8 protein-coding genes are annotated in these 7,644 nt (G+C 47.5%); 2 read left to right on the forward strand and 6 right to left on the reverse strand.

What is annotated here, in order from left to right; genetic code table 11:
- The coding region (locus A3735_RS32490) for a fatty acid desaturase (RefSeq protein ID WP_197485732.1) at positions 1-160 on the forward strand (160 nt) is incomplete at its 5' end.
- Positions 161-264: 104 nt separating this feature from the next.
- On the opposite strand, the gene A3735_RS07135 is transcribed toward A3735_RS32490, so the two are convergent.
- The 4 genes from A3735_RS07135 to A3735_RS07150 are packed head-to-tail and all read right to left on the reverse strand — an operon-like array spanning position 265 to position 2,415.
- Positions 265-1,056, reverse strand: coding sequence for a methyl-accepting chemotaxis protein (locus A3735_RS07135; RefSeq protein WP_068514380.1), 792 nt, complete (start codon positions 1,054-1,056; stop codon positions 265-267).
- Positions 1,057-1,536 carry a methyl-accepting chemotaxis protein gene (locus A3735_RS07140; RefSeq protein ID WP_068514378.1) on the reverse strand — a complete coding sequence of 160 codons (480 nt, stop codon included), beginning with the start codon at positions 1,534-1,536 and terminating at the stop codon, positions 1,057-1,059.
- A gap of 30 nt (positions 1,537-1,566) precedes the next feature.
- On the reverse strand, positions 1,567-1,860 hold the full coding sequence (locus A3735_RS07145) for a hypothetical protein (RefSeq protein ID WP_068514376.1): 294 nt from the start codon (positions 1,858-1,860) through the stop codon (positions 1,567-1,569).
- A 42-nt stretch (positions 1,861-1,902) separates the two neighbouring features.
- Positions 1,903-2,415 (reverse strand): hypothetical protein, encoded by a 513-nt coding sequence (locus A3735_RS07150; RefSeq protein ID WP_068507760.1) that lies wholly within the window; start codon positions 2,413-2,415, stop codon positions 1,903-1,905.
- Between the two features lie 155 nt (positions 2,416-2,570).
- On the opposite strand from A3735_RS07150, the gene hrpB reads away from it, so the two are divergent.
- Complete coding sequence (hrpB, locus tag A3735_RS07155) at positions 2,571-5,120, forward strand: ATP-dependent helicase HrpB (RefSeq protein ID WP_197476300.1); 2,550 nt, start codon at positions 2,571-2,573, stop codon at positions 5,118-5,120.
- A 78-nt stretch (positions 5,121-5,198) separates the two neighbouring features.
- On the opposite strand, the gene A3735_RS07160 is transcribed toward hrpB, so the two are convergent.
- Together A3735_RS07160 and A3735_RS07165 are read right to left on the reverse strand one after the other, a co-directional pair.
- Positions 5,199-6,626 (reverse strand): aldehyde dehydrogenase family protein, encoded by a 1,428-nt coding sequence (locus tag A3735_RS07160; protein ID WP_068514373.1) that lies wholly within the window; start codon positions 6,624-6,626, stop codon positions 5,199-5,201.
- Positions 6,627-6,824: 198 nt separating this feature from the next.
- Positions 6,825-7,644: molybdopterin dinucleotide binding domain-containing protein (locus A3735_RS07165; RefSeq protein WP_304439974.1), on the reverse strand; the 820-nt coding region annotated here is incomplete at its 5' end.

The raw sequence follows: 7,644 nt of genomic DNA on the forward strand, positions 1-7,644 counted from the left end.
GAACTATCACTGCGAACATCATTTGCTCCCAACCGTTCCCAGCTATCGACTATCTGAAATGCATCGCATTCTTAAGCTACGTGGATTTTATAAGAGTAATGAAGAGGCGTTGGTGGAAAAGGGTTATCCAGAGATTATTCGATTAGCTTCTGCTGGATGAAAAACACTTCGCAGCATAGATGTATGCACAGCCTTCCTCGGCTCGCAAGCGGGCAAGCACAGGGTTAATCCAGCGAGGGATGAAACCCTCTGCCAACGCTGGATTTATCCCAATTTAAACTTTTCGATGTGCTGTTTAAGTTGAGCGGCTAGCTCACCAAGCTGTGCACTGGAATTGGCAAAGTTATGGGAGTCAGTAGCAATTTGTTCTGACAGCTCAGAAATCTCATTAATACTTCGGCTAACGCTTTCTGTCACCTCTGCTTGCTCTGCTGCGCTCGTCGCTATTTGCGCATTCATATCACTGATCGTGTGAGCACTTCGGGTGATTGCTTGCAAGGAATTATCAGCGTCTCGAGCTTTTTCCACGCTGTCTTTAGCCATTTCTTGGCCTAAAGCTATTGACTCAGTTGCACCTTCGGTACCCGCCTGTAGCTGCTGAACCAAGTGCTGAATTTCTTCAGTCGATTTCTGTGTCTGACTCGCCAAGGTACGCACTTCATCTGCAACGACGGCAAAGCCGCGACCACTATCTCCTGCACGAGCCGACTCGATGGAGGCATTCAAGGCTAGTAAGTTTGTTTGATCAGCGATGCCTCGAATAAAATCTAACACGGTACTTATGTTGTGCGTATCCTGTTCAACACGCTGTATGGTCTCGGCTGTATGTTCGACACCTTCAGCTAGCTGATCAATCACCGATACCGCAACATTAACAACTTGGGACCCGGATTCGGCCTCGGAGTTCGCTTCTTTCGCTGCTTCCGCTGCCGAATGCGCGTTATCCGTCACATGAGATACTGCCACACTCATCTGTGTAATCGCTGTCGCAACGCGTTCAGATTGGTCTTTCTGTTGATTAATTCTATCTTGAGTATTAATCGTCAAAGAGCTCAATTACTCTGATGCCTCGCTAATATGATCAACCAGCTCAGTTAACTGCTTAATGATTCCTTCGACTTGATCTAGAAATTTATTGAAGGTTAGTACCATGCCATTTATTTCTATCACGGGTGAGCTGGACTCAACACGGAGCCCCATATCTAAGGTATGACTAATATGGCTGATTTGTCTCGAAGCATCAGAGATCGGTTTGGAGATGTGTCGGCCGATAAGTAAGGCGCAGATCGCAGCTAACACAGTCACTACTAACACTGGCCAGGCCATTTCCTTCAAGATATGACGCTGAATCCCTTCTAGACTAAGCACAGAAAATACTGCCGTAATTTGCGCTCCGTTTTCCACCTCATCCAGAGGCGACCTGCTTAAAAATAAATAGTCTTCTGTATCAATAAATTGCTTATGAGTACTGGCGAGCAGTTCGTCTATAGAAGCTTGCTGCACGCCCCCGATTTCAGCCCTGTACTCATATTCCATTGCACGAGGTGGCTGAGCTTTCGCAAACGCCTAGGCGGGGCTCGCTTTAGACATCCCTTCTATTTTCAAATAAAGCAAACCTGAAGACGCATACAAAGATTGCGCATCTTTATTACGCAGTTTCATTTTGTTGGCACCATTGACACTGCGTGTTGCTAAATTAACGATTGGTTTTAGGCTAGCTTCACTAACCTGAATCAGCTTATCTCTTTCAGCATTGTACATACTGCTGTAGAGCACCCAGCTAAGTGATAACACAATCACTAGAGCGAAACCCATAAACGATAGCAGTAAAATATTGCCTATCTGGAATAGCTTGTTCATATCGTCACTTACCCGTCCTTGATAACTTAGAAACCATTACGGCTATTGCCCACTAGCACATTGGCCTTTGACACAAAACGCTTCATAGCCTGAGTGACAAGTCGAGCATGTCTCTACACTCAAGGGTGAGGCAGGGTCCGCTGCAGTAATGTCCGTTCCATCCTCTTTGAAAACGCTATAAACTGCGTCACCACTTTTGTGGCCAGTAACGAGAAGAATACCTAATTCCTTAAGGTGAAGAATCATCGATGCACCATCGGCCATTTTTCCATCTTTGGTCTTGTAACTCTCCGTCTTACTTGGCTCGACCAATACCGAAACGGCACCAGGGCCTTCTGGCCTAACACCGCAATATGTCTCAACCGTTCCCTGATAAATAGGCGGTAAACTGCTTACATCTGCGTCACAGCCTGGTAGAGCACCGATACTGGTCAAGGGGGTAGAAACCGATGTCCAGGAACGCCAGTCGGCCGGATAAGGTGCATCGCCACCAGCAAAACCCTGGGAAGAAAACAGCATCAATATGGTAACAAATAGGGCAATTCTTTTTAGCATTATTATCATTCTCCAAATAGAGCTGTTAACCCGATTTTATATATATAGTTCTTCACTCGATACTATATATAGTCGCTAAACCCCGTTTTGACAAAACCAGACAAGCTGCTGTTTCACTTAATTAAAGGCTTTTATTGCGCTCAGGATCTTATAAAATGACGCAAGCCTGTCATTCTGGAGCCCTGTCTTTGTTACCCATTTCCCAGTTTTTTCCTCAAGTGATTGCTCAACTGAGCGAACATAAGGCATTAGTACTTCAAGCCGAACCCGGTGCGGGAAAATCAACCGCTTTACCTTTGGCCTTACTCAAGGACTTGGCACTTCAAGGGAAAAAGATTCTTTTACTGGAGCCTCGCCGTGTAGCCGTTAAGGCCATTGCTTACTACCTCGCGAAACAGCTTGGGGAGAAAGTCGGTGAACGCATAGGTTATCAGATCAAGAATGATCGAAATGTGTCGCAAAACACCGTTCTCGAAGTCGTTACTGAAGGTATTCTCACCCGACGATTACAGCAGGACCCGGAGCTATCTGATATTGGCCTGGTGATCTTCGATGAGTTTCACGAACGTTCAATTCATAGTGACTTATCACTAATGCTTTGTCTCGAAGTTCAACAAGCGCTTAGAGATGATTTGATGCTCCTGGTCATGTCTGCGACCATCGATACACAAATGCTCTCACACTATATGAACGCAGCCCCCATCGTAGAATGCCCGGGGCGAACATTCCCGGTAGCTACTGACTATCAAGCCGCCAATAGTCCTAATGAATACCTCGATAAGCAAGTTCTCAGAGCCATCCGAAGCGCGCTTCAAGATGATGCACACGGCGATATTCTGGTCTTCCTCCCCGGCCAAGGTGAAATTAAGCGCTGCCTAGCCAGTGCGCAAGAACGTTATTCCGACAATGACCTGCTACTTCTGCCACTCTATGGCGGGCTAAGCCTTCAGAAACAGGAGCAGGCTCTGCAGAAAGACGAGCAAGGCCGAAGAAAGATTATTTTCGCCACTAATATCGCCGAAACCAGCTTGACCATCGAAGGGATTCGCTGCGTCATTGACAGTGGCCTTGAACGTCAAATGCGTTATGACGCTGGCTCCGGTATGAGTCGTCTGGAAACCAAGTACATATCCAAAGCATCGGCCGAACAGCGTCAGGGCCGTGCAGGCAGAACCCAGGCTGGCCACTGTATTCGCTTATGGAGCGAGAGCAAACAACAGTCTCTGAGTGACTTTCAAAGCGAAGAAATCTGCATAAGTGACTTAACTCAGCTCGGCTTAGAATTATGCCTTTGGGGAAATAACAACTACCAGAGCATCCCCTGGCTCACGGCGCCTCCGGAAGCGCATTACAATGCCGCGATGCAAGTACTCAAAGACCTCGGTTTGCTGGATCAACAAGCTCAGGTCACCCGACTGGGCAAGCTCGCGGCAAAGCTACCTGTTAGCCCGCGCCTTGCAAGTATGTTGTTAAGCACCGACAAGCCCGAAGATCAGCGTGTCGCTTGCAACTTAGCCGCTCTGCTTTCTGAACAAGATATCTTTCTCCATAATAGAGATACCGACATATCCAGACGTCTCAACGCGCTGTCGGATTTTGGCCGAGACAAAGCACAGTCCCTTAAAGACTACGCCTTCCATCGTTCACGAGTCGAGCAAGCCTTCTCAAGCACTCAGTCGCTGCAAAAGCAATTAGCAAAATTAGCCGCTTCGAAAGCAGATATTGAGCCGACTATCTACCCTGCAGACCTTGGCAAACTCTTACTCATCGCCTTCCCTGAGCGACTGGCCAAACAGCGCCAAGCAGGAGACGGCAAATATTTGATGGCGAACGGTAAAGGCGCTTACCTCAACGAAGACGATTCACTCTTTGATGAGCCTTGGTTAGTCATTGCTGACTGCGATGCACAGAAGAAAGAGGGCCGGATTTATAGCGCGGCAGCCATTGACAAAGCCTCAGCTCTCGAAGTCTTGTCCGAGCATATCAACGAAGAAGAACGTTTCGAGATCAACCCTAAAACGCAGAAAATAACGGGCTCTATGCAAACCCGTATTGGCGCGATTACCATAGATAGCCAAGTCATCAGCAATATTCCAAACGATGCCTTCACCCAATGCCTGGCTCAGCTGGTCAAGAAACAAGGCTTAAGCGTTTTAAACTGGACGCAGCAATGCGATGACTGGCTGGCCCGAGCAAGCTGGCTAGGACAACACCTTGAAAACTTCCCAAGCTTGTCAAAACAAAGCTTAATCGACGATATCGAGACTTGGCTGCTACCCTATTTATCTAGCGTCAGCAGTATGAACGCACTTAAAAAAGTAAACATTCTTGAGCTAGTGAAAAGCTGCCTGGACTGGAATGATCAGCAGCGCATCGAAAGCGAAGCCCCAACGCATTACCAAACACCAAGTCAGAAACGTGTTCCAATTCGCTACGACAGTGACCAAGGCCCAACAGTTTCAGTTGTGCTTCAAGAGGTGTTTGGCGAGCTAAGCTCTCCGACCCTGGCTGAAGGTCGCGTTCCCTTACGTTTTGAATTGCTGTCACCGGCCAGGAGGCCTATCCAGACCACCAGTGATCTCGCTAACTTTTGGAACAGCTCTTACTTTGAAGTCGCTAAGGATATGAAGGGCCGCTACCCCAAACACAGATGGCCAGATAAGCCATTAGAAGAAAAAGCCGGACGTTCGATAAAGCGAAAGTGAAGCCCAAAACCTGTGCAGATCCATCCGAGGCTCGCAAGGGGGATGAAACCCTCTGCCTATGGGCATCATATATCCAATTTATGGCGTGCGAATCACCAGTAAACGTTGTTCAGTCATGTCTTCGATTGCATACTTAATACCTTCACGACCCAGGCCGCTGTCTTTCACTCCGCCATAAGGCATATGGTCAACACGCCAGGACGGTACATCGCCGATTATGACGCCTCCAACCTCGAGGATATCCCATGCTTTATTCGCCTTGTATAAGTCCCGTGTAAATATCCCTGCCTGCAGACCGAACTTGCTATCGTTAACTTCTTCCAGCACCGCGTCGAAGTCATTAAAACGTTCAAGAATCGCTACTGGCCCAAAGGCCTCTTCTTCTCGGAGCTTTTGTCCTTTCCCAACACTTTCTAGTAAGGAGGCTTGCATCATGACACCTTCCCTTTTGCCACCGCATAAAAGCTTTGCGCCAGCTTCTACTGCCTCGTCAATCCAGTCTTGCAGGCGTTTAGCTTCGCCTTCCGAAATCATGGGGCCAATAAAGGTTGAAGGATCTTTCGGGTCACCCATTTTCAGTGCTCGCGTAGCGTTTAGTAATTTATCTTTAAATAGCGGATAAATTTCTTCATGGACGTAAACCCGCTGCACACCGATGCAACTTTGCCCCGATTGGTAGAACGCACCAAAAACGATTCGCGCTACGGCGTCGTCGATGTCAGCATCCTGGTCCACGACACAAGCAGCATTTCCCCCTAATTCGAGGACGACTTTCTTTTTGCCTGCTTTAGTTTTCAAGGCCCAGCCCACATCTGGTGAGCCGGTAAAGCTTAGTAACTTCAAACGTTCATCTTCTGTAAATAATCCGGCACCTTCCCGATGGCAAGGTAAGACAGAAAATGCGCCTTCAGGTAGATTCGTTTCTGCAAGCACCTCGGCAATTAACAAAGCACCCACAGGGGTTAAACTGGCTGGTTTGAGTATGAATGGGCATCCCGCTGCAATCGCGGGTGCAATTTTATGGGCGGCTAAGTTCAAAGGGAAATTAAAAGGGCTGATAAACGAGCAAGGGCCAATCGGTACTCGCTTACTCATGCCTGAATAACCCTTGGCGCGAGCGCTAATATCCATGGGAATAACTTCACCGGCGATGCGAGTGGACTCTTCTGCCGCAATACGAAAGGTATCAATTAAACGCGTCACTTCACCCTGCGCATCCCTGATGGGTTTGCCTGCTTCGATACAAAGCGCTTCGGCTAATTCATCAAAACGTTCAGTAAAGCGTTTAACGCAATGATCCAATACAGCCTGGCGCTCAAATGCCGCCAAACTTGCCATGGGTTTTGTTGCTGCCTGAGCGGCTGCTATGGCTTGATCAATCGCCTGTTTCTCTGCCAATGCAACTGAACAAGCCAATTCACCACTGTACTTGTCATAGACCTTCAAGTCCTGATTGGCAAAAACGGCTTTATTCGAAAGATAGTAAGGATAATTTTCGTTCAGCATAAGACAGAGCTTCCTGGATATCGAAACAAGTTATTTGCTTTACGATAACAAGGCTACCCATAATATTGAACTGCTTTTTCTTTTGGCTTGCAGGGTACAAAACCAATATATACCGACCGTAGGCAGAGACTTCCGCCCCTCGCTGGAATCTGCCACGTGCTAGCCCGCCCGCAAGCCGTGAAAGTCTCTGCCTACAACTTAGGAAGCTATTCTCTCTAAATGCGCCGGTACATACTTATGATAAGGCGTTTTAGTAAACGGATCACAGTGGGAACCTGCTGTTAAAAAGTTTATAGCAGGGCCATTAGGCTCGCCATCTTTGTAGCGCATACCATAACCGTGAGGCAAGGTAACCATACCCTGACGAACACCCTCGTCGATTTCGACACTCACTTCGAGCTGGCCTTGCGCGGTTTTACAAAGCAGCTTATCCCCTTTGCCAACACCTAGTGATTCTGCATCGTCAGGGTGAATACGTAAAGCGCCGTCTTTATCAACTTTACGCCATGCTGGATTTCTAAAAATTTGGTTTGAATTATAGGCGCGCCTTTCCCCAGCCATCAGAATAAAGGGATAGCCATCATCGAATTTCAAACCATTGTTCAGACCTCTTAATTCCGAGAACACTTCATCAATTTCCAGGTGAATGCGGCCATCTTTATTACGAATAAACTTCCACATTTCATCAAAGGTATGTTTACTAATTATCGACCCAGAGCGACTATTGAATATCTGCCGAAATAGATTAACGCCTAAGGTGAATTGATTACCTTTTACACCTGCGCGCCTCACGGCAGCCTCGTGTTTTCTAGCATAGTCCATCGCTAAAGGAAGAATTAGCGCAGCAGATGCGGCATCCTCCGGTAAGGCTGCGCCAAAAGTACGATACAAAATTGAAGGCGCGTAGGGGGCCCAATCCTTGTTCAATTTAAAAGTCGCCATCAAGGCAGCGAAGAAGCCCTGATGAGCACTAATCTCAGGTTCGTATTTAGCGATGCGTTCCAATACAGGGAAATTC

It is taken from the genome of Oleiphilus sp. HI0061 (assembly GCF_001635675.1).

Coding starts and splice junctions, on each gene's coding strand:
- A3735_RS07140 (WP_068514378.1), bottom strand. CDS start 1,536: ATGGAATATGAGTACAGGGCTGAAATCGGGGGCGTGCAGCAAGCTTCT.
- A3735_RS07145 (WP_068514376.1), bottom strand. CDS start 1,860: ATGAACAAGCTATTCCAGATAGGCAATATTTTACTGCTATCGTTTATG.
- A3735_RS07150 (WP_068507760.1), bottom strand. CDS start 2,415: ATGCTAAAAAGAATTGCCCTATTTGTTACCATATTGATGCTGTTTTCT.
- hrpB (WP_197476300.1), top strand. CDS start 2,571: ATGACGCAAGCCTGTCATTCTGGAGCCCTGTCTTTGTTACCCATTTCC.
- A3735_RS07160 (WP_068514373.1), bottom strand. CDS start 6,626: ATGCTGAACGAAAATTATCCTTACTATCTTTCGAATAAAGCCGTTTTT.